Consider the following 20,112-nt stretch of genomic DNA (forward strand, 5'->3'; position numbering starts at 1 on the left):
CGCATTCGACGCTCAGGGGTGCCGGCGGCCGGCCAGCGCACGAAGCAGACGGTGTTTGAATTCCTGCTCGCGAAAGAGGTCCTTCCACTCCACGCGGACGAACCGCCAGCCCTCTTCAACCAAGGCCTTCTCCCGGCGCCGTTCCTCGAAGAGCACCTCGGCCGTGGGACTGTAGTCGAAGTACTTGATTTTGCCGTCGAACTCGAGTGCGACCTTTTCCTCCTTCCATGCAAAGTCCAGGCGATGGCGCCCGGCGCGGCTCGACACTTCCAGCTGCGGCTCAGGTGGCCGGATCCGCAGCCGCAGGATCAGATCGCGGGTCAGGGTCTCGCCGGGAGATTCGGAGCGCGGATCGGCCGCGGCCAGGACACGGCGGAAAGTCCGAATGCCCCGGCGGCCGTCCAGGTCATCTGCCATGGCCTGCAGGGCGCCCGGGTCCGCGCCGAGTCGAAGCGCGTGGTCCGTGAGGATCAACGCCTGCCTGTAGGGCAGCAGCATGGCGCAGTCGGCCGTCGTGCGCTCCAGGGACGTGGTCCGGAGGCCGTTCACCACGGCGACGTCGTGGTCGGCGAAGGGGCGCGTGTGGCAGCGGACGTCACTGCCGTGACGCTCGTTCGAGGGCCGTACCTTCTGGAGGACATGGATCATGTCATCCACTTCCCACAGGTGGAGGAGGCGGAGGCGCGCCGCGGAAGTGTGGCTGTAGTGGAAGGCTCCTGTCGACGTCGTACGCGTTCCGTGGGCGTGCGCGTAGATGAGCTGCCGGCTCCGGACAGTATGCGACTGGGCGTTCCAGAGGCTGGCGCGGATGTAGCAGCCGTGCCGAAGCCGGACGAGGGTGCCTGAATCGAGGAGCGAGCGGATGGCGCGCGAGCTGAAGCCGAGATCCAGGAGCTGTTCGGTGCGCCAGAGGTTACCGGTCTGCGGCAGCTCCAGCACGGGGTTATGCGTCATGCCACCAGCTTCGGCCGCTGCAGGAGCAGGCGGGAGGCCCCGCCGTCGCTATGTGGAAAACACGAGGGCGCCGCACCTTGGCTTCTTTGGGGGACGGCCGCTTTGGACGCCGCCCAATTCGCCGGAAAGCGGCGAAGGCGCCGCAAAGTTACGGCGAACTCGGTGGTTTCCCGCGAATTCGGCGGGGCGTCAGCCGGGAACGCGGGCGGTGGTTCCGCGGACGATGAGGTCCGGCTCGATCAGCTGGCGCTCAGGCTCGAGGGCCGGGTCCTGGATCCGTGCCAGCAGGGCGCTTGCGACGCCGGACCCGACAATGTCGCTCCGGTTGTCCACCGAGGTCATGTCCAGATACCGCGACTTGGCCAGCGGGGAGTTGTCGTAGCCGATCACGGAGAGCTCTTCCGGGATGGACAGGCCCCGGGCCTTGGCTGCGGCGAAGGCGCCCAGGGCCATGGTGTCATTGGCGGCGAACAGGGCGGTCGTGTCGGGGTGGTGGTCAAGGACCCAGCAGGCGGCCGCATAGCCGTCCTCCTCAGAGGTGCCGCGGGATTCACCGGCGATCCGGGCCTCGACGCCGGCCTCCAGGATGCGGCGGCGGAAGCCCTCCCGCCGGTGGGCCGCGGCGCCGCCGGAGCCCGAGAGGTGTCCGATGCGTGTGTGGCCGAGCCCGATCAGGTGCTCCGCCGCCATGCGGCCGCCGCCGTCGTCGTCGTTGGTGATGAGCCCGGCGCCGGCGGGAACGCCGTTCCGCCAGCCGGCGACGACGGCGGGAACCCAAGTGCCGGCCATCATGGACTCGCTCGGCTCGGCGGCGATGACGAGGCCCTCCACATGCATGGACAGCAGGCCGTCCACGGCCTCCGTGATGCGGTTCTCGCCGGGGCGGGAATCGGCGAGGGTGACCTGGTAGCCGTGGGGGGAGAACACGGATTCCATGCCGCGCAGGAGGTCCACGAACCAGGGGTTCCGGAAGTCGTCAATGACCAGCCCGATGCTTTTCGTCTGGCTGCTGGCGAGCGTGGTCGCCGCCCGGCTGGGGCGGTAACCGAGCTCCGACATGGCCGCCCGGACGGCCTCCCGACGCTTCTCGCTGACCTTTGACGGGTTTTGAAGCACGAGCGAGACCAGTGACGGGGAGACGCCGGCGCTCTTGGCGACGTCGTAGATCGTCGGGCGGCGGGTTCTGGGGGTATTCAACGACATCTGCAGGGCCTTTCACGTCTCATCCGAGGATAACCGGTCAACGATTGACAGGACATATGGACATAGCTACGCTTTTGTTCAGCGCCAGATTTTGTAGCGCTCCAATTTCTACCGTCGGGCCGTCGGCCTGACCGAATTTCAAAGGAGAAATCGATGGCTGACAGTTTGGGAGTTGCCGTAATCGGCGCCGGCATGGCAGGAAAAGCGCATGCGGCCGCGTACCGCACGGCGTCGGCGCTCTACAGCCCGGTTCTTCCTCCTATCCGGCTGGTCTCCATCGGCGACGTCAACGCCGAGTTCGGTTCCCTGGCCGCGAAGCGTTTCGGCTACGAACGCCACGACACCTCGTGGCAGGCGATCGCCGAGGCCGATGACATCGACGTCGTGAGCGTCGTGATCGCGAACTCCCTCCACCGCGAAGTCGTGGAGGGCCTGCTGGCCGCCGGCAAGCATGTGCTGTGCGAGAAGCCGCTGAGCGACTCAATCGAGGACGCCCGCGCCATGGCCGAGGCGGCCCGCAGTGCCAGTTCGATTGCCCGCATCGGGTTCACCTTCCGCCGCACGCCGGGCATCGCCTACATCCGGGACCTCATCCGCACCGGCGTGCTGGGAAACGTCCTGCACTTCAGCGGCCGCTACTGGACCGACTACGGGTTCAGCCCGTCGGCGCCCATGAGCTGGCGCTACAAGGGCGGCCCGGGCTCCGGGGCCCTGGCCGACGTCGGCAGCCACCTGACGTACGTCGCTGAGTTCCTCTGCGGCGACATCAAGTCCATCAGCGGCGGACGCCTCAGCACCGTGATCGACAAGCGCCCGCTGCCGCTGGGCGCCGTCATGGGCCACGACCACGCCGCGGTCAGCGACACGTTCGAGCCGGTCGAGAACGACGACTACGCGGTGTTTTCCGCCGAATTCGAGAACGGTGCAGGCGGCTTCGAGGTCTCCCGGGTCGCCGCAGGACACGCGAACAGCCTCATCTTCGAGGTCTTCTGCGAGAACGGCGCCGCCCGGTTCGACCAGCGCCGCCCCGCGGAGATCGAGCTGTTCCTCAACGACGGCCCGGCCAACGAAAACGGCTACCGTCAGGTGATCCTCGGCCCCGGACACCCCTACATCGCCGGCGGGCTGGCCATGGACGCGCCCAGCGTCGGCTTCGGCCAGAACGACGCCTTCGGCTACCAGGCCCGGGCCTTCCTCGAGGAGGTCGCCGGCCTCAGCGAGGCGGACTCCCTGCCCCGCTGCGCCACGTTCGACGAGGGCGTGCGCAACATGGAGCTGCTCGGCGCAGTCACCGAATCCGCCCTCAACAACGGAAAGAAAATCACGCTATGAAACTCGGCGTCTACAACGCAATCCTGCACGACCGGCCCCTTCCCGAGGCCCTCAAGGTCATCGCCAACCTCGGACTGACCGGCATCGAAATCAACACGGGCGGGTTCCTGCCGGCCGTCCACGTCCCCACCATGGACCAGATCCTGGAAAGCGATGCGGCCCGCGATGACTACCTCGCGATTTTCGAGGGCACCGGCGTCTCGATTGCCGGCCTGAACTGCAATGGCAACCCGCTGCACCCCAAACGTGAGATCGGCGGGAAGCATGCCGAGGACATCCGCCGCTCCATCCGGCTGGCGCAGCGGCTGGGACAGGACCGTGTGGTGACCATGTCCGGCCTGCCCGGCGGCGAACCCGGGGCCACCACGGTCAACTGGGTGGTCAACGCCTGGAACTCGGCGGCCCTGGACGTGCTCGACTACCAATGGGGCATCGCGGCCGACTTCTGGAAGGAAACCGACCGCCTGGCCGCCGACCATGGCGTGAAGGTGGCCCTCGAGCTACACCCGCAGAACATCGTGTTCAACACCGCCGATGTCCACAAGCTCATTGAGCTTACCGGCGCGACCCATGTCGGCGTCGAGCTGGACGCCTCGCACCTGTTCTGGCAGCAGATGGATCCGGTCGCGGTCGTCCGCGAACTCGGCCCGCTGGTCTTCCAGGCCGCGGCGAAGGACGTCCGCATCAATACCGGGAACGCAGCGCTCTACGGTGTCCTCGACAACAGCTTCCGGCGGCTCTCCCCGGACGAAAACCGCACCAACCTCGGCGGCGACGAGTGGGCCAACGAATGGCCCAAGGACTCCGCCTGGGACTTCGTTGCCCTGGGCCGCGGGCACGACACGGCCTACTGGACCGAGTTCCTGCGCGCGCTCTACGAGGTGGACCCGGAGATGCTGGTCAACATCGAGCACGAGGACGTCTCCCTGGGCCGGATCGAGGGCCTCCAGGTGGCGGCCAAGGTCCTGCGGGACGCCGACTCGGCACTCGCGGCGTCGCTGCACCTCACCAACTGATGACCTGACGGCCCGGCACCCGAGTTCTGCCGCCGAGTCGCCGGAACACTGCGGGGTCGCCGGAAACTTCCGGCGATCTCGCACGGTTCCGGCGACCTCGACGCCGGGCCGCACCGGCGCCGGGACGGCCTAGGAGTAGTAGTTCGCCAGGGTCTCGGCCTTGAACTCGAAGAAGTTGCCGGCCTCGATGGCGAGTCGGGCGTCGTCGACCATCTTCACCACGAAGCGTTCGTTGTGGATCGAGATCAGGGTGGCCGAGACCATCTCCTTGGCCTTGAACAGGTGATGGATGTAGGCCCGCGAATAGTTCAGGCAGGCGTAGCAGTCGCAGCCTTCTTGCAGCGGGCCGAAGTCGCGTTTGTACTTGGCGCCGGAGAGGTTGTACCGGCCAGTGGGGTGGTAGAACGCCGAGTTGCGGGCCACCCGGGTGGGGGAGACGCAGTCGAAAGTGTCCGCCCCGTTTTCAATGGCCGTGAAAATGTCGTCCGGTTCGGAGATGCCCAGCAGGTGCCGCGGCTTGTTCTCCGGCAGCTCCTCGTTGCACCAGCGCACGATCGTGCCGAGGTTCTCTTTCTCCAGCGCCCCGCCGATCCCGAAGCCGTCGAAGTTCATGGCGCCGAGGTCCCGGCAGGCCTTGCGGCGCAGGTCCTCGTACTGGGCGCCCTGGATCACCCCGAACAGGGCCTGGTAGGGCTTGCCGGCGCGCTCGTCCGTGAGCCGGAAGTGCTCGGTGATGCACCGCTCGGCCCAGCGCCGGGTCCGCTCCAGGGACTCCTCCTGGTAGCCGCGGGAGTTCTGCAGCGTGGTGAGCTCGTCGAACGCAAACATGATGTCCGCGCCGATCTGGTGCTGGACGTTCATGGAGATTTCGGGGCTGAAGCGGTGCCGGTCGCCGTTGAGGTGGCTCTTGAACCACACGCCTTCCTCGTCCACGTGGGCCAGGCGTTCTTTGCCGGGGGCGACGGCGTCGTCCGGCCCCGAATTGTCCACCGATTTCATGTCGATGACCTTCTTGAACCCCGAGCCCAGGCTCATCACCTGGAAACCACCGGAATCGGTGAACGTCGGACCGCGCCAGTTCATGAACGCGCCCAGGCCTCCGGCCTCGTCCAGGATGTCCGCGCCCGGCTGCAGGTATAAGTGGTAGGCGTTGGCCAGCACCGCCTGCGCGCCGAGTTCGGCAATGGATTCCGGCAGCACGGACTTGACCGTGGCCTTGGTGCCGACGGCGATGAACGCCGGGGTCTGGATCTCCCCGTGCGGGGTGGCGATGGTGCCGGTCCGGCCCAGGAACTCACCGCCGTTGGCGGCAACCTGCCCGGCCGACGGCGGGCACGTCTCGCTCAGGCGTTTGCCCACGCGGAAGGAGAACTCGGACTGCCGGGCAGGCGCGGGGGACGAAGACGCGAAGTCAGGATTGGCTGGCACGGTTCAAGTGTGCCAGCTAACGCAGCTCAGGACTCAGTGGACGGGATCCGATGTGGGGTAGTTCTCAGCCCGCCACTTGTCCCAGTAGTCGCGGACCGCCTCCAGCTGGTGGGCCCCGAGGTCGTACGTGGAGACGATTGCGAGGGATCCGCCGTCGGGCCGGACGTCGGCGATGGCGGGCTGGTCCGCCACGATCAGCAGGCCGTCCCCGTGCTCGGCATAGTTGTGGACGGTCAGACCCACCTGGTGGTTGCTGCGGAACCACACTTTGCCGGAGATTTCCTCGCCCGTGGGCAGTGTGAGCGAATACGGGTCCCCCGGCGCCGGGACATCGCTCAGCCCCAGCCTTTCGATCGCGGACCCGCCGGAGCCGGGAACGGAGAAGAAGAAGGTCCGGCGCTTGCCATGCGGGTGACGCTCCAGGGCGAAGCGCAACTGGTGGAGGAATGTCAGCCAGCCCTGGGTGATGTCCTCGTCCCAGGCCGCCCACTCGGAATTGTGGTCGATTGCCGCCCGGGTGACGCTGACCTCCGTGCCCGTGGGGACAGGTTTCAAGGTGAAAACGTCGCCGCCGTCGACCACCAGGGAGGTGTGGTCGGCGCCTTCGACCACATTGGGGCCGAAGTAGATTTCGTTGATTTCGGCCTCTTGGTCATCGGCCACCCAGCCGTGCCATTGGGCGATCTTGGCGGGTTCGCGCAGCATGGTCCAAACTTGCTGCGCGTCGGAATTGATCACAACGCTCAGATTGTTCGTCATGGGGTGAATCTACAACTCCGGGCCCGCCACGGGTAGGGCCCAACGCTAGACCTCAGGCGCGGACCGATTCGAGCTCGTTGGCGATCCGGCGTTCCAGCTCAACGGTGCCAATTGTTTCGGAGCCGCCGTGCGCGCGCAGGAACAGGAGCGCCTCGAGCCGCAGCAGGCGCCAGTCGCGTTCCGCATCCTGGTTCGCGTTGTCGATCGAGCGGAAGATTTCCTTGTCGTACAGGTTGGGCTCGTTGAGCGAGCGCTGGCGCACCTTGGCGTTGATCCTGGCCTTGAACGGGTCCGTTTCCATGGCCTCCGGCGCGCGGAGCAGTTTCTCGTAGATCCCGGCGCGCTGGTCCTGACCCAGCTGGCGGCAGATGTAGCTGGAGAGCGCCAGCGATGACTCCACGGAGGCCCAGCGGTCGGGGTTGCCGTCGAACGGCAGGACGTTGAGCAGGTCCGCGACCGCCAGGGCGTTGTCGGGGTCCTTGAGGGTGACGAAGAGCTCGTGCGCGAGGTCGCTGAGATCCTTCAGGCAGCTCCCGGACTTGGTGTTGATGCCCTTGGCGAGCCGTTCACTGAGCAGGAGGACCCCGACGGCGCCCGGATGGTCCTCGGCCGCGGCCTCCACGACAGACTCCGGCGTGCCGTCGGGGGCCGGGATGAGTGCCAGGTCCGCTTCGCTGGGTCCGCTCACCGCGGGCGGCGCAACAGGCTGGGGAGGAACGACGACGGCGGCTGCCGCCGTATTGTCGGGCCCGGCAGCGTCGGATTCAGCTGCGTCGGACCCGACAGCGTCGGATTCAGCTGCGTCGGATTCAGTTGTGCCAGGCCCGGGTGCGACCGGCTCAGCCTCGTCCGGCGCAGGGGCGCCGCCATCGGAAGGAGTTGGCGTGCCGGGCGCGCCGCCGTCGGACGCCGTTGTGCCGGCCCCGGCGTCGTCCGTGACGCGGACCAGTGATCCCGCCGCGATCCGCAGCACACCGCCACCGCTGAGGGTCGTCAACACCATGGCGGGAGTACCAAAATCGTCGGTTTCGACATCCACGCGATGGATCTCTGCGGAGCGGTTTCCGTCAGGCAGAATCAGGTGGTCGCCGGCCCGCAGAGATCCAGCCTGCTGTTCACTGTAGTTCCGGGAGGCTGGGGGGTGGGTCATCGGGAGTCCTTAAAGTTCTCTTGCGGTCCGCCCAACAGTCTACAAAATCGGTTGCGTGAAGTCGGGGACGCAGGGGAGGCCCCGAGAGTCCCCGGCCGGAGCCGGGCCCAAGGGAACCGGCTAGTTGCCGACCCCCGCGAAGGCCAGCGCCTGCCGGATCAGGGCCCCCCGGCCGCCGCTGAATTCCAGCTGCACGTCGGTGCTCATGACCTCCTGCGGGGTCATCCAGGTCAGCTCAAGGGCGTCCTGCCGCGGGGAGCATTCGCCGGTCACAGGAATGACGTACGCAAGGGCAACGGCGTGCTGGCGGTCGTCCGTGAAGCCGGTATGGGACGGGGACGGGAAGTACTCGGCCACGGTGAACGGCACCGGGCTGACCGGAAGCTGTGGGAAGGCGAGCGGGCCCAGGTCCTTCTCCATGTGGCGGAGCAGGGCGGCGCGGATGGTCTCGCGGTAGAGAACGCGGCCGGACACCAGGGACCGGACCATGGTGCCGTCCTCGTCGGCCTGCAGGAGGGTGCCGACCTCGTTCACGAACCCGAGGGGGTCCAGCCGGACCGGAACGGCCTCGACATAGACCATCGGCAGCCTGCCCCGCGCTTCGAACAGGTCGTCGTCGGAGAGCCAGCCGGGATTCGGGTCAGGGGTGCGCACATTCATGGTTAAGTTCTACCCCATCCCGTCCCCGAACCCCGCGCCGTCACTCAGATCGCCAGCACCGATTCCAGTGGCTCGCCGGCGGCAATCCGTGCCAGCAGCGCCGGCTCGGCGGCGTCCGAGTCCAGGGCCAGGCCCAGGACGTCGGCGGCCGCCTCCGCGGACAGGACGATCACGCCGTTGTCGTCACCGAGCACCCAGTCGCCCGGATTGACCTGGACGCCGCCGCACTGCACCGGGACATTGACGGCGGAGCCGGCGCTGCGGACCCGCTTGGTGGTCAGGCACGAGGTCCCGCGGGCGAAGACCGGCAGGCCGGTCGCGCGGAGCTCCAGGATGTCGGTGGCCACGCCGTCGACGACGACGCCGGCGGCGCCTTGCGCGGTGGCCGCTGCGGCGGTGACCGCGCCCACCGGCGCGTGCCGGTGGTCCCCGGACATGTCCACGACCAGCACCGCGCCGGGGTACAGCTCCAGCAGGGCGCGGTTCATGGCGTAGGCGTCATTTTCCGCAATGCGCACCGTGACCGCGGGGCCCGCCACCTCGACGCCGTCGAGCAGCGACCGGATGGCCGGATCCACGAATCCGTCCTCCAGGAAGTGCCCGATCGTGGGGAAGCTGACGGCGGCGAGCCCCTCGCGGAGCCCCTCGGCGAGCCCTGCGTTCACCGCGTTCACCGCGTTCACGACGTTCACGGCGCGTCCGGCGCCGTGGCGCCGGCAACCACGGCAACGCATTCGATTTCCAGCGCGACGCCCCACAGGCTCACGCAGACAGTGGTCCGCGCCGGCTTGGCCGCCCCGAAGAACTCGGAGTAAACCCGGTTGTAAGCCTCGAGCTGGCTGGGATCCGTGAGGTAGCCGTTGACCTTGACCACATGCTCCAGGCCGGACCCGGCCGCCTCGAGCACGGACCGGAGGTTGATGATGGTCTGGCGGACCTGGTCCTCGAACGTGTCCGGCTGGTCCTCCAGCCCGCTGATCGCGGGGATCTGGCCGGCGGTGAACACGAACCCGTTGGCGGCGACCGCCTGGGAGAACGGGCCGACGGCGGCCGCGCCGCCCGGGATCTGCGCGATCCGTCGGACGGACTCTGTTACGGGCTGAACAGCGGGCTGAAAAGCGGGGTCGGCAGCGGGGAGAACGGCCTGTGGAGCTGTCATTTGGCAGCCACCGCTTCGGCGGCCGGCCCGGTGCTCGCGTCGGTGGTTGCGTCAGTGACTGCGTCAGTCGGGGCGGAGTCGACGGCGTCGATGTTGCCGTGCCGGGTTTCGGTCAGGACGAACAAGGCGCCGAGCGAGACGAGGGCGGCGGCCATGATGTACCACGCGATGGAGGAACTCTGGTGGGTCATGCCCAGCAGCCAGGTGGTGATGAACGGCGTGGCGGCGCTGCCGAGGAGTCCGGAGAGCATGTAGGCCACCGACAGTCCCGAGTAGCGGACCTTGGAACCGAAGAGTTCGGCGAGGAACGTGGCGATCGGGCCGTAGTTCGCGGCGAAGGCCGTCATCATGGCGAGGTACGCGACGAAGAGCAGCGGCACGGACTTGGTGTCCATCAGCCAGAACATCGGGAACGCGAGGGCTGCCTCGGCGGCCACTCCGGCGTAGATGATCGGCTTGCGGCCGTGCTTGTCAGAGAGTCGGCCGAAGAAAGGGATCAGGACAAAGCACAGGGCGCAGGCGGCCAGCACGACCCATAGCATCAGGGCCTCCGAGTGGCCCAGTTCCTTTTTGCCGTAGGAGACGCCCGAGGCCACAAGCAGGGTGAAGGTGCTGCCGGTGGACAGGGTGGCAACGCCGCCGAGGATGACCTGCTTCCAGTACTTGGCCATGAGGGCGGCGAACGGCAACTTGGCCTTGGCGCCGGCTTCCTTGACCGCCTGGAAGGACGGGGTTTCCTCGATGTGCAGCCGGATGTAGATGCCCACGGCCACGAGCAGCGCGGAGGCCAGGAACGGGATGCGCCAGCCCCAGGCGAGAAGCTCTTCGGTGCTGACCGTCGAGGCGACAATGAGGAACGCCACGTTGGCGATCAGGGTTCCGGCGGGCACGCCCACCTGGACCAATGAGCCGTAGAACCCGCGCTTGGATGCGGGAGCGTGCTCCACCGTCATCAGGACCGCTCCGCCCCATTCGCCGCCCAGGGCCAGGCCCTGGATGACGCGCAGGAAGAGCAGCAGCAGCGGCGCCATGATCCCGATGCTGTTGTAATCCGGCAGCAGGCCGATGGCGAAGGTGGCGGCGCCCATTGTCAGCAGTGAAATCAGGAGCATGGATTTGCGGCCCAGGCGGTCCCCGAAGTGGCCGAAGATGATGGCGCCGACCATGCGTGCAATGTAGGCGGAGGCGAAGGTTCCGAAGGCGAGCATGGTGCCCACGATGGGGTCGAAGCTGGGGAAGAAGATCTTATTGAACACGAGCGCGGATGCCGTGCCGAAAACAAAGAGGTCGTACCACTCAACGGTGGTGCCGATGACGCTGGCGAGAGCGATTTTGCGCATTTTTGCGAGGTCCAGACGGGCAGCCGCGTGGGAGGTGGTTTCTACCGATTGAGCCATCAATATCTCCAGATGGGGGTGCGGGGACGAATGTCCAGTGCAAGGTAGTAGCCAACTATTCTGTGTTGGTGATCACAGCTCAATGGCAAAAACCCCACCAGTAAAGGCCTCGAAGTGTGTGTTCACACAACTATCAGGCCCAGGCAACCACCAGCCGCGCGGCCTGGGCCGGAATGGTCAGGTCGATCCCGGTCAGTTCCTGGAAGCGGTTGAGCCGGTTCAGGATGGTGTTCCGGTGGCAGAACAGCTGTTCCGCCGTGGCCGTGATGTTGCCGGTGGAGAGATAGTGCTGCACCGTTTCCCGGAGACGTTCCCGTTCCCCGCCGCGGCATTCCTCCATGGCTTCCTCCAGCTGGGCGGCGAGGTCGAGCCCGGCGTCCTGGAGGTTTTGCTGGGCAAACCGGGCCCATGCGGCATCCGCGGACAGGGGACCGGCGTCGCTGGGGCGCAACAGGGCCGCAAGGCTCTCTGCGGTCCGGGCGGCGGCGGGTAGGCCGCGCAGCCCGTGCACCTCCGGGACATATCCGGAGGGAATATCCGCCACGAGCGGCGGGGGCTGCGGCGCGCTCCGCGCTTCTCCGGACCTCCCCGACGGTGTCCACGACAAGAGCGGCCAAAACAGGTACGTGTTTCCGCCGGATTCGTGCAGGAAGATCTTCTGTCGGCGCTGGGCGGCGCCGAATTGGGTAGCGGCCGCACGAAGGCGGGCGCCGGCGTCGCCGCTGGCAGCCACGAGGCCGCAGCGGGCATCCGGCCCGATGCCCAGGGCGGAGCCAACCTGCGCGGACGTCTCGGCCGAGGGCGTGCTCTGGTTGAACAGCCGGGCGATAAATTCGTGCTGGATGCTGGACTCCTCCTGGGCCATGCGCACGCGCTCGGTCAGGTAGCTCATGTGGGTGCGGGTGGCGAACTCGTCGACGACCCGCCAGACCTGGTCCACCCGGGAGGCCAGCAGACCGGCATCCTCCGGTGCGGCGATCTCCAGGAGGTCTGCCCACAGGATGCTGAAGTCCAGCCGCACCGCCGAGGTCAGGGACTCCGGCGGTATCCCGGCCCTCGCCCGTTTGGACCCGAGGTCCGAGGCAAAGGCGAGCAGCCCGTCCCGTGCAGTGTCCGCCGGGCCGCCCCGCAGCCCATGGATGAGCCGGCGGAATGTTTCCCGCGCCGTGTCCCGGATTTCCAGGACAGTCACCTGGCTGTCGCCGTATTCCGGGATTTGCCGGACCCGGGCGGTGAACGCCTGGGCCAGGAGGTCCAGCCGCCCTTCCAGCTGGTCCACCAGCTCGCTCCAGCGGAAAGCATCGCCCGGCGATTCAAAATTGTGCATTCTCACATTCTAGGGTCTGTAAAGCGTGGCGCACTGCTAGTTATTTTGGGAAAAGCTACTGGCAGAATGGAATGAAGCACCAAGCGTGAGCCCACTCACACCCGCCGGAAGCGTCGGCGCCCGAATCGTCTCGGCCCGAATCGTCACGGACGGAACTGTCCCCGGATGGGGGTGACCGCACAGGGCCACCGTCAAGACCCGTCACATTTCTTTGGAGTAATCATGGCAAGCAGCGCAAGCAACGCCACTACCACCGCCAGTCCGCAGTTGCCCGGGGTTGTCGATGAGAGCGTGGCCAAGAAAGTCGCCCTCGCGGCCCTCGTCGGCACAGCGCTGGAGTGGTACGACTTCTTCCTGTTCACCACCGCCGCGGCGCTCGTGTTCAACGCCCAGTACTTCGTGTCCCAGGACCCCTTCGTCTCGGCCATGAGCTCCTTCGCCACCCTGGCCGTGGGCTTCGTGGCCCGCCCGATCGGCGGCTTCATCTTCGGTGCCCTGGGCGACAAGGTGGGGCGCAAGAAGATCCTGATGGTCACCATCGTGGGTATCGGCCTCGTGACCGGGCTCATCGGCCTGCTGCCGAACTACATGACGATCGGCGTCGCGGCCCCCATCCTGCTGGTCGCGCTGCGCATCCTGCAGGGCCTCGCCGTCGGCGGCGAGTGGAGCGGCGCCGTCATTATCGCCGTCGAAAACGCCCCGGTCGCCAAACGCGCCCGCTACGCAGCCCTCCCGCAGCTCGGCTCGCCGATCGGCACCATCCTGTCCTCCGGCGGGTTCTTCGGAATGCTGTACCTGGTGGGCCAGGCCAACTTCGACGCGTGGGGCTGGCGCATCCCGTTCATCGCGGCGATCCCGCTGCTGGCCGTTTCGATGTGGATCCGCAGCAAGCTCAGCGAATCCCCGGAATTCGAAGCCCTCATGGAGTCCGGCGAGACCGAGCACGCACCCATCCGCGGAGTCCTGACGAAGAGCTGGCGCCAGATCCTGGTGGGCATGTGCTCCGCGCTGCTGGGTATCGGCGGTTTCTACCTCATCACCAGCTTCGTGGTCTTCTATGGCACCAAGGTGCTCAAGATGCCCTACGAAACGCTGCTGCTCGGCTCGCTCCTCGCCGCCGTCGTGGAAATCTTCGCCCTGATCTGGGCCGGCCGCATGGGCGAGAAATACGGCGCCAGCAAGGTCATCCTCTGGGGCGGCATCGCCTCCGCCGTCATCGCCGTACCCGTCTTCCTGGCCATCGACACCGCCAACCCCGCCCTGGTCATCATCGCCATGATCGTCGGCGTATCCACCCTGTCCATCCCTTACGCGGTGTCCGGCACGGCCCTGACCGCACTCTTCGCCACAAAGGTCCGGTACACCGGCGTCGCCATCACCTCCAACAGCGCCGGCGTCATCTCCGGCTTCGTGCCGCTGATCGCCACGGCCCTCGTGGCCGCCAACGGCAACTCGTTCTGGCCCGGCGCCGTCATCTTGCTGGTGGTTTCCGCGCTGACCGCACTGTCCGGCATTTTCCTCCCCGCACTGAGCATCGAAGAAAAGGGAATGAAGCATTGAGCACAACAACTACCGCCGGGCACCTGATTGTTGCCCAGCTGGAACGAGCCGGTATCCAGCGCGTCTACGGCGTCCCCGGGGAGAGCTTCCTGGACGTGCTGGACGGCCTGCACGGATCCTCCATTGAAACGGTGGTGACCCGCCACGAGGGCGGCGCCGGATTCATGGCCCTCGCCGAAGGCCGGCTCACGGAGCTTCCGGGCGTGGCCATGGTGACCCGAGGTCCGGGCGCGGCCAACGCCTTCATCGCCATCCACACCGCATACCAGGACGCCACCCCGATGATCCTGTTCGTGGGCCTCATCCCGGTCGCGGACCGCGGCCGGGAGTCGTTCCAGGAATTCGACATCAACGCCTGGTTCGGCAGCACCGCCAAGAAAGTCGTGACGCTCGACGACGCCGCCTCCGCCGCCCGCGTGGTGGACGACGCCATCTTCACAGCACTCAGCGGCCGGCCGGGACCCGTGGTGATCGGCCTGCCCGAAGACGTGCTGGTCCACTCCATCGAATCGGGCCCAGCGAAATCGTGCACGGTGGAACCCCGCACTGTCGCCCGGACTGAACCTGCAGCAGCCGATCTCGCCGGCCTCGAGACGCGCCTGGCCGCGTCCAGGAAGCCCCTGATCGTGGTGGGCGGCGAAGGCTGGGACCAGGCAGCCTCCGACGCGCTGGCCGGCTGGGCCGCACGCCACGGCGTCCCGGTGCTCGCAGACTTCCGCGCCTACGACGCCGTCCCGCACAACAGCGACGCCTACGCCGGCTACCTCGGCTACGCCCGCAGCGACGCCAACGCCCGCCGCCTCGACGAGGCCGACCTGCTGGTCTTCGTCGGCTGCGTCCGCGCCGACGTGCTCTCCGACGGCTACAAGCGCGGACTGGATGTCGTCACCGTCGTCGTCCACCCCGGCGCCGATCTGCTGGGCCACTTCGGCCGGCTGGACCAGCACATTCCGGCCCACGTCTCGTCCTTCGCCACCGCACTCGCCGCCACGGATTCCGCGGCGGATCCCGAGGCCGGCTGGCTGGCCGGGGCCCGCGCCGACTACGAGAAGTTCTCCACCGCGCAGCCGGACAGCGGGAACGGGGTGGACTCGAAATATGTGGACCTCGACGTCGTCATGGAAATCCTCAAACAAGAAATGGACGACGACGCCGTCATCACCTATGGGGCCGGGAACCACTCGCTGTGGCCGGCCCGCTACCTGAAGCACAACACCGCGAACTCGCTCGCCGCACCCCGCAACGGGGCCATGGGCATGGGGATCCCGGCGGCGGTGGCTGCCTCCCTGGCCTACCCCGGCCGCCAGGTGATTTCCGTGGCCGGTGACGGCTGCTTCATGATGAACGGCCAGGAAATGGCCACGGCCATGGGCCACGGCGGGAAGTTCATCGCCCTCGTGGTGGACAACGGCATCTTCGCCACGATCCGTGAGCACCAGGAAGGCCACTACCCGGGCCGGCCCTCGGGCACGCACATGACCAACCCGGACTTCGCCGCGCTGGCCCGGTCCTACGGCGGCTACGGCGAACGCGTGGAGAAGGCAGAGGACTTCGGCGCCGCTTTCCGCCGTGCCGTCGACTCCGGGCTGCCCGCGGTCCTGCACCTCCCGCAGGACCCCACCACCCGCTCACCCAAGACCGCCAGCAACTGATCGGAGCCCGTCATGATCACCCTGCACAACATCATCAACGGTGAGATCGTCCCCGGCAGCGCCGCCGACGGTTCGGACGCGGCCACCCTGCCGTTCTTCGACCCCGCCACCGGAGTCCAGCTCGGCACCGCCCCGGACAGCGACGCCGCCACCGTGGACCGCGCCTTCCAGGCCGCCCACACCGCCTTCCAGAGCTACAAGCGGACCACCCCCGCCGAACGCCAGGCCATGATGCTCAAACTCGCCGACCTCATCGAGGCCAACGTCGACAGGCTCCTGGACGCCGAGGTAGCCTGCACCGGCAAGCCGCGCCAGATCACCCGCGAGATCGAGATCCTCCGCGGCGCCGACCAGCTGCGCTTCTTCGCCGGCGCCTGCCGCGTGGTGTCCGGGACCGCCCAGACCGAATACGTCCGCGGCTTTTCCTCCACCGTCCGGCGTGAACCCCTCGGCGTGGTCGCCCAGATCACCCCGTGGAACTACCCGTTCATGATGGCCATCTGGAAGATCGGACCGGCGCTCGCCGCCGGCAACACGCTGGTCCTGAAACCGGCCGACACCACGCCTTGGTCCACCCTGGTGCTGGGCGAACTGGCGCAGGAGGCCTACCCAGCCGGCGTCGTCAACGTCATCTGCGGTGGCCGGGGGACCGGTGCCGCCATGGTGGATCACGAGATCCCGGAAATGGTGTCTATCACCGGCTCCACCAGGGCCGGGGCCCAGGTGATGTCCGCGGCGTCGAAGACCCTCAAGGACGTCCACCTGGAACTCGGCGGCAAGGCACCGGCGATCGTTTTCGCCGACACCGACATTGACCTGGCGGCCAGGGAGATCGCGCTCGGCGCATTCTTCAACGCCGGCCAGGACTGCACCGCCGTGACCCGTGTGCTCGTGGAGGAATTCATCCATCAGGAGTTCGGTGCCGCGCTCGCCGCGGCCGCGGCGGCGCTGCAGGTCGGCGGTGACGCCGCGGACCTCGGGCCGCTGAACAGCGCCGCCCAGCTGGACCGGGTGGAAGGCTTCATGTCCCGGCTGCCCGCGAACGCCAGGGTCCTGGCCGGCGGCAAGCGGACGGGCGCCGGCTTCCACTTCGAACCCACCGTGATCGACGGGGTGTTCCAGGCCGACGAGGTGGTCTGCGAGGAAATCTTCGGACCCGTCGTCACCATCCAGCCCTTCCGGGACGAGGCCGAAGCCTTGGAGCTGGCCAACGGGACCAAGTACGCGCTGGCCTCCAGCGTCTGGTCCAACAACCACGGAGTGGTCACGCGGGTCTCGAACGAGCTGGACTTCGGCGCCGTCTGGATCAACTGCCACCAGGTGATCCCCGCCGAGGCGCCGCACGGCGGTTTCAAGCACTCCGGGACCGGCAAGGACCTCTCCGTCTTTGGCCTGGAGGACTACACCCGCATCAAGTCAGTCACCACCTCCCACCGCTAAAGAACCGCGTAGGTAACCCTTGAAACTCGATCTGCTGCTGCGCAACGCGGACATCATCACCATGGATGAGCGCCGCCCGCATGCCACCTCGCTGGGCGTCTGGCAGGGCCGGATTGTGGGCCTCGACGACGACCTGGCCGGCCTGGACGCGGCCGAAGTCCTGGACCTCGGCGGCGCCACCGTGACCCCCGGCTTCATCGACGCCCACTGCCACACCACCTGGTTCGGGCTCGGCCTGGGCGAACTGGACGTCTCCGCCGCGCGCGGCCTGCACCAGCTCTACGCCCTGCTGGAGGCCGGCATGGCGGCAGACAGCGCGCAGCCTGAGGCAGGGCCAGAGTCTGAGGCAGGGCCGGAGCCCGGGACCGGACCGGCGCCGGACTGGCTGCTGGCCACCGGCTTCAGCCAGCAGCAGCACGCCGGCGAGTTCCCGGACATCACCGTTTTGGACCGGATCACGGGAAACCGGCCGCTGTTCATGCGGCACAACTCCGGGCACATGGCCGTCGTCAACACGGCCGCCCTCCGGCTGGCCGGCGCCGAACCGGCGTCGTTTCCGGACCCCGACGGCGGCGTCATTGTCCGCGACGCCGACGGCCGCCCCACCGGGCTGGTCCAGGAAACCGCGCAGCAGCTGATCCAGCAGCTGATCCTGCCGTACTCGTCCGAGGCGATCGAAGCCGCACTGGACCGGGCCACCACCTACTACGCCGCGGAGGGCATCACGAGCTTCACCGAGGCCGGGATCGGCGGCGGCTGGATTGGCCACAGCCCAGTGGAGCTGGCCGCCTACCAGCGGGCGGCCTCCGCGGGCAGGCTGCACGCCCGGGCGCAGCTGATGCCCGTCCTGGATGTGCTCCACCCGCTCGGCGGGCAGCACCCGCCGGGCACCACGCCGGCCGGACTGGATCTGGGCATCGCCAGCGGCTTCGGCGGCGATTTCCTGTCCCTGGGCCCGGCGAAGGTGTTCCTGGACGGGTCACTGCTCGGCGAAACGGCCGCGGTCAGCCATGACTACTGCAGCCACGGCGGGACGGACAACACCGGCAACACCGGCTATTTCCAGGCCGAACCGGACGCGCTGCGGGCAAAGATCGAGGCCGCCTACGCGGCTGGCTGGTCGATCGCGGCGCACGCCATCGGCGACCGCGCCGTTGACCTCGCGATCGACATCATCACCGGCTGCGCCGCCAAATACGGCCCCCGGGCTGTGCCCAACAGGATCGAACACGCCTCGATGACCCGGCCGGAACAGCTGCAACGGCTGGCCGCCGGGGACATCGCCGTCACCCCGCAGGCGAGCTTCTTCGCCGACGGCGGGGACGGCATGACGCTGTCCCTCGGCCCGGAACGACTCGGTTGGGCCTACCGGGCCGCGTCGTTCCTGTCCGCCGGTGTGACACTCGCCGGCAGCTCCGACCGCCCCGTGGCCGACGGAAACGTGCTCCGCGGCATGCAGGCGTTCGTGGACCGGCGCACCGCCTCCGGGGCCGTTTTCGGGAACCCCGACGAACGGCTGAGCCCGCTCCAGGCCCTGGCGGCGTATACCACCGGAGCGGCCGCAGCCACCGGCACCTCCGGCCTCAAAGGCTCGCTGACCGTAGGGAAGCTCGCCGATTTCACCGTCCTGTCCGGGTCCCCGCTCACCGCGGCCAGCATCGCCGGGCTCCAGGTACTGGCCACCGCCGTCGGGGGGAACTTTACGTTCCGGACCGCCGGCATCATGACCCCGGTTGCGGCCCGTCCGGCCGCAACCGGTCCATTCTTCAACCCAGCTACCAACCGTTCATAGGGGAAAACCGTGACCACTCACACCACTTTCAGCACCCGCGACGCCGCGTTCGTGCGGGACTTCCACACCATGAGCGAATTCGGTGCTACCGAGAACGGCGGCGTGGACCGTCAGGCTGCCAGCGTGCCGGACGGCCAGCAGCGGCAGTGGCTCACCGGACTGCTGGAGGCCAACGGCTTCACCGTCCGGTTCGACCGGACCGGCAACCAGTGGGGCCTGTACGAGGCCGTGCCGGGCGCTCCCTTCGTCGTGGTGGGCTCCCACATGGATTCCCAGCCGACGGCGGGACGCTACGACGGCGCGTACGGCGTGCTTGCCGCAGCCCACGCGGCGTTCCGGCTCGTGGAGCAGTGGGCCGCGGCCGGAGACGCCGGGCAGCCCCGGTTCAACATCGCGGTGGTCAACTGGTTCAACGAAGAGGGCTCCCGCTTCAAGCCGTCCATGATGGGTTCCTCCGTCTACACCGGAAAGCTCGAACTCGAAACCGCGCTGGCCACTAAGGACGCGGCCGGAGTCACGGTCCGCGAGGCCCTGGACGCGATCGGCTGCCGGGGCAGTTACGAGGGACCCGAAGCCGCGTACTGCGCCGAAATCCACATTGAACAGGGCCGGAGCATGGAACGCGAAGGCATCACCATCGGCCTGGTGAACTCCAACTGGGCGGCCAACAAATACGAGTTCGTGGTCCACGGCGAGCAGGCCCACACCGGATCCACCGTGATCGCGGACCGGAAAGACGCGCTGCTGGGGGCGTCAATGATGGTGGTCGCCGCCCGGGAACTCGCCGACACCTTCCCCGGCGTGCTGCACACGTCCGTGGGGCAACTGAATGTCTACCCCAACTCGCCCGTCGTGGTGCCGTCCCGGGTGAGCCTGCTGCTGGACCTGCGCAGCGCCGATGAAGCTGTCCTAGCCGAGGCCGACGCCCTGCTGGACGAGCGCATCGCCGGGATCGAGAGGCTGGCGAACGTCACGGTGGAGCGCAACCACGCCCACACCTGGCCTGTGACCCCCTACCAGCCCGAAGGCGTGGAACTCGCGGCCAAGGTGGCGGCGGACCTGGGCCTGGCGAACAAGCAGGTCATGACCCTGGCCGGGCACGATTCGACCAACATGAAGGACCTGGTCCCGACGGTGATGCTGTTTGTGCCCAGTGTGGACGGGATCTCCCACAACGAGCACGAATACACCACGGACGAGGACATCGTGGCCGGCCTGGCGATGCTCACCGAGGTAGTGAACCGGCTCTGCAACGGGGCGCTGGAGGACTGACCGCGGCCACC

Annotated in this window: 17 protein-coding genes; 7 read left to right on the forward strand and 10 right to left on the reverse strand. The window is 67.8% G+C overall.

Annotation, left to right across the window (positions count from 1 at the left end; genetic code table 11):
• Positions 1-12 precede the first annotated feature (12 nt).
• Both AC1DFR_RS19510 and AC1DFR_RS19515 read right to left on the reverse strand, forming a co-directional pair.
• Complete coding sequence (locus tag AC1DFR_RS19510; RefSeq protein ID WP_476874235.1) at positions 13-954, reverse strand: type IV toxin-antitoxin system AbiEi family antitoxin domain-containing protein; 942 nt, start codon at positions 952-954, stop codon at positions 13-15.
• Between the two features lie 189 nt (positions 955-1,143).
• Complete coding sequence (locus AC1DFR_RS19515; protein WP_476874236.1) at positions 1,144-2,157, reverse strand: LacI family DNA-binding transcriptional regulator; 1,014 nt, start codon at positions 2,155-2,157, stop codon at positions 1,144-1,146.
• 153 nt (positions 2,158-2,310) lie between these two features.
• Here AC1DFR_RS19515 and AC1DFR_RS19520 point away from each other — a divergent pair, with 153 nt between their 5' ends.
• Both AC1DFR_RS19520 and AC1DFR_RS19525 read left to right on the forward strand, forming a co-directional pair.
• Positions 2,311-3,489 carry a Gfo/Idh/MocA family protein gene (locus tag AC1DFR_RS19520; RefSeq protein ID WP_476874237.1) on the forward strand — a complete coding sequence of 393 codons (1,179 nt, stop codon included), beginning with the start codon at positions 2,311-2,313 and terminating at the stop codon, positions 3,487-3,489.
• Positions 3,486-4,505, forward strand: a complete 1,020-nt coding sequence (locus AC1DFR_RS19525) for a sugar phosphate isomerase/epimerase family protein (protein ID WP_476874238.1) — start codon at positions 3,486-3,488, stop codon at positions 4,503-4,505. Before AC1DFR_RS19520 ends, AC1DFR_RS19525 begins: the two co-directional genes overlap by 4 nt.
• 129 nt (positions 4,506-4,634) lie before the next feature.
• Here the strand turns inward: AC1DFR_RS19525 and tgt are convergent, their stop codons facing one another.
• The 8 genes from tgt to AC1DFR_RS19565 form a co-directional block, all read right to left on the reverse strand.
• Positions 4,635-5,933, reverse strand: a complete 1,299-nt coding sequence (tgt, locus tag AC1DFR_RS19530) for a tRNA guanosine(34) transglycosylase Tgt (protein ID WP_476860070.1) — start codon at positions 5,931-5,933, stop codon at positions 4,635-4,637.
• A 33-nt stretch (positions 5,934-5,966) separates the two neighbouring features.
• Positions 5,967-6,692, reverse strand: coding sequence for an SRPBCC family protein (locus AC1DFR_RS19535; RefSeq protein ID WP_476857844.1), 726 nt, complete (start codon positions 6,690-6,692; stop codon positions 5,967-5,969).
• Between the two features lie 52 nt (positions 6,693-6,744).
• Entirely contained in the window at positions 6,745-7,842 is a 1,098-nt protein-coding gene (locus AC1DFR_RS19540) for a DUF6707 family protein (protein WP_476874239.1), read from the reverse strand.
• A 120-nt stretch (positions 7,843-7,962) separates the two neighbouring features.
• Positions 7,963-8,502, reverse strand: a complete 540-nt coding sequence (locus tag AC1DFR_RS19545) for an NUDIX hydrolase family protein (RefSeq protein ID WP_223914477.1) — start codon at positions 8,500-8,502, stop codon at positions 7,963-7,965.
• Between the two features lie 44 nt (positions 8,503-8,546).
• Complete coding sequence (locus AC1DFR_RS19550) at positions 8,547-9,194, reverse strand: RraA family protein (RefSeq protein WP_476874240.1); 648 nt, start codon at positions 9,192-9,194, stop codon at positions 8,547-8,549.
• Complete coding sequence (locus tag AC1DFR_RS19555) at positions 9,191-9,661, reverse strand: RidA family protein (RefSeq protein ID WP_476850554.1); 471 nt, start codon at positions 9,659-9,661, stop codon at positions 9,191-9,193. The genes AC1DFR_RS19550 and AC1DFR_RS19555 overlap by 4 nt, the downstream gene beginning before the upstream one ends.
• Complete coding sequence (locus AC1DFR_RS19560) at positions 9,658-11,058, reverse strand: MFS transporter (RefSeq protein WP_476871012.1); 1,401 nt, start codon at positions 11,056-11,058, stop codon at positions 9,658-9,660. The genes AC1DFR_RS19555 and AC1DFR_RS19560 overlap by 4 nt, the downstream gene beginning before the upstream one ends.
• A gap of 133 nt (positions 11,059-11,191) precedes the next feature.
• Positions 11,192-12,385: a PucR family transcriptional regulator gene (locus AC1DFR_RS19565; protein ID WP_476871011.1), complete on the reverse strand. Its 1,194-nt coding sequence runs from the start codon at positions 12,383-12,385 to the stop codon at positions 11,192-11,194.
• 222 nt (positions 12,386-12,607) lie between these two features.
• Between AC1DFR_RS19565 and AC1DFR_RS19570 the strand changes: the two genes are divergently transcribed.
• From AC1DFR_RS19570 to AC1DFR_RS19590, 5 genes are read left to right on the forward strand one after another with little or no spacing between them, the layout of a single operon-like run.
• Complete coding sequence (locus tag AC1DFR_RS19570) at positions 12,608-13,945, forward strand: MFS transporter (RefSeq protein WP_476850557.1); 1,338 nt, start codon at positions 12,608-12,610, stop codon at positions 13,943-13,945.
• A complete protein-coding gene (locus AC1DFR_RS19575) occupies positions 13,942-15,597 on the forward strand; it encodes a thiamine pyrophosphate-dependent enzyme (RefSeq protein ID WP_476874241.1) in 1,656 nt (551 codons plus the stop codon). The genes AC1DFR_RS19570 and AC1DFR_RS19575 overlap by 4 nt, the downstream gene beginning before the upstream one ends.
• A 12-nt stretch (positions 15,598-15,609) precedes the next feature.
• A complete protein-coding gene (locus tag AC1DFR_RS19580; RefSeq protein ID WP_476874242.1) occupies positions 15,610-17,037 on the forward strand; it encodes a gamma-aminobutyraldehyde dehydrogenase in 1,428 nt (475 codons plus the stop codon).
• Positions 17,038-17,056: 19 nt separating this feature from the next.
• A complete protein-coding gene (locus AC1DFR_RS19585) occupies positions 17,057-18,829 on the forward strand; it encodes an amidohydrolase (protein ID WP_476874243.1) in 1,773 nt (590 codons plus the stop codon).
• A gap of 9 nt (positions 18,830-18,838) precedes the next feature.
• Positions 18,839-20,101, forward strand: coding sequence for a M20 family metallo-hydrolase (locus AC1DFR_RS19590; RefSeq protein WP_476874244.1), 1,263 nt, complete (start codon positions 18,839-18,841; stop codon positions 20,099-20,101).
• Positions 20,102-20,112: the final 11 nt, after the last annotated feature.

The sequence above is a fragment of the Arthrobacter sp. 05T410 genome, from assembly GCF_056396505.1.

Bases quoted from the DNA above. Each gene is read 5' to 3' on its own strand.
- AC1DFR_RS19510 (WP_476874235.1), bottom strand. From the start codon at position 954: ATGACGCATAACCCCGTGCTGGAGCTGCCGCAGACCGGTAACCTCTGG.
- AC1DFR_RS19515 (WP_476874236.1), bottom strand. From the start codon at position 2,157: ATGTCGTTGAATACCCCCAGAACCCGCCGCCCGACGATCTACGACGTC.
- AC1DFR_RS19520 (WP_476874237.1), top strand. From the start codon at position 2,311: ATGGCTGACAGTTTGGGAGTTGCCGTAATCGGCGCCGGCATGGCAGGA.
- AC1DFR_RS19525 (WP_476874238.1), top strand. From the start codon at position 3,486: ATGAAACTCGGCGTCTACAACGCAATCCTGCACGACCGGCCCCTTCCC.
- AC1DFR_RS19535 (WP_476857844.1), bottom strand. From the start codon at position 6,692: ATGACGAACAATCTGAGCGTTGTGATCAATTCCGACGCGCAGCAAGTT.
- AC1DFR_RS19540 (WP_476874239.1), bottom strand. From the start codon at position 7,842: ATGACCCACCCCCCAGCCTCCCGGAACTACAGTGAACAGCAGGCTGGA.
- AC1DFR_RS19545 (WP_223914477.1), bottom strand. From the start codon at position 8,502: ATGAATGTGCGCACCCCTGACCCGAATCCCGGCTGGCTCTCCGACGAC.
- AC1DFR_RS19555 (WP_476850554.1), bottom strand. From the start codon at position 9,661: ATGACAGCTCCACAGGCCGTTCTCCCCGCTGCCGACCCCGCTTTTCAG.
- AC1DFR_RS19560 (WP_476871012.1), bottom strand. From the start codon at position 11,058: ATGGCTCAATCGGTAGAAACCACCTCCCACGCGGCTGCCCGTCTGGAC.
- AC1DFR_RS19565 (WP_476871011.1), bottom strand. From the start codon at position 12,385: ATGCACAATTTTGAATCGCCGGGCGATGCTTTCCGCTGGAGCGAGCTG.
- AC1DFR_RS19570 (WP_476850557.1), top strand. From the start codon at position 12,608: ATGGCAAGCAGCGCAAGCAACGCCACTACCACCGCCAGTCCGCAGTTG.
- AC1DFR_RS19580 (WP_476874242.1), top strand. From the start codon at position 15,610: ATGATCACCCTGCACAACATCATCAACGGTGAGATCGTCCCCGGCAGC.